The organism is Bacillus alveayuensis (assembly GCA_030812955.1).
Taxonomy (GTDB): Bacteria; Bacillota; Bacilli; order Bacillales; family Aeribacillaceae; genus Bacillus_CB; species Bacillus_CB alveayuensis.
On the sequence record JAUSTR010000052.1, the window covers coordinates 1 to 1,291 of the forward strand.

1 protein-coding gene is annotated in these 1,291 nt (G+C 36.9%); it reads right to left on the reverse strand.

All coding sequences use genetic code 11. The features are described from left to right. Nucleotides 1-229 precede the first annotated feature (229 nt). Nucleotides 230-502: a transposase family protein gene (locus J2S06_RS16055; RefSeq protein ID WP_419152969.1), complete on the reverse strand. Its 273-nt coding sequence runs from the start codon at nucleotides 500-502 to the stop codon at nucleotides 230-232. Between the last annotated feature and the right edge of the window lie 789 nt (nucleotides 503-1,291).

Sequence of the window (1,291 nt, forward strand, 5' to 3'; positions counted from 1 at the left end):
TTTCAGGTCATAGCCGAAATAATACAAAAGCAAGTGGAGAAAAACGACTCGTTTTTCTCCACTTGCTTCATTTTAGGGACTTATCAGACAGCCCCGTGAACAAGAATGAATGGCATGATGTTAGGAAAAAACTATAGTCTTCAGTTATATCTTTTGAATATTTATTGCTTATTAATTCAAACTTTTTTAGAAACAGTACCACTTAAAATCTTTCGGTGTTTAAGCATTACTATAAAATAAAAGTATGAGCATATGTTGTACAACGATATCTTCGCTTCTTCACATGTAAGTACACTCTTTTTCCCACCACTGATGAACTCTGTATTTTTTGCATTCGATAGCTATGGATGCGTTTTGTACGGCTTTTACACTTCGGACATTTCTGTATTTTCACACGTGTATACAATTCAAACCAAAATACACCTTGTTCTTCCCCTGAATCAAAAATCTCTACATGCTTATCTTTAATCCCTAATAAGTTTATGATAAAATGAGTAAGCACCTATCTTCTCTCCCTTTGGTGTCTTTTGTGTCGCAACTTTAGATTATCAAAGAGAGAGATGGAGGTGTTATTTTTTTATCATTTTTTGCGGATTATCTGAACCCTTGAGATGATAAGCATGACCACCACATTTAGTATAGAGCCACAAAGAATTGCAGGTAAGGAATGAGAGAGCAAGAAGAGCTGACAAACTTTTTAACTGAAAATAAGGATAATTCCCATGGATAAGGATGACACAAAAAACACAACAAATGAACTAATAAGTACAATGAATAAGCAAGAATTTTCTGAGTTGTTCAATTTGATTCATCAAACACGTTAAGAAACTATATAATGCTCCCATAAGGTAAGACACATGAGCGTGACAAATAAGTTATAATGAATGATACCATGAAAAAAAGAAACCGATATCCCGCAGAATTTAAAGCTAAGGTGGTTCTTGAGGTGTTGCGTTAAGAGCAAATCGTCAATGAAATAGCCGCCAAATGATGGCTCAAGCATCCTAACCATCGAACGTGGTGAGAGGCTTGTATGGAGAGACGGGCAAGATAGGCTGTTTTAGCCACGCGGGATGTTATCTGTCATCGCTCCAGCGCAAAAAATCGTGCCCGTAGAGGCTCCATGTCAAGCCTTTATCGCACACGCACCACATTCATAGCGAAAGGAGAGAATGGATAACTTACATATTATCAGTGTATGAGTAAAATGTTTGTGGGAGGAAGCTAAATCCTCTTCCATCTGTTTCAAGGGGAGGTTTCCTTGAAAAAAAGAGGATGAGCAAAATAGATG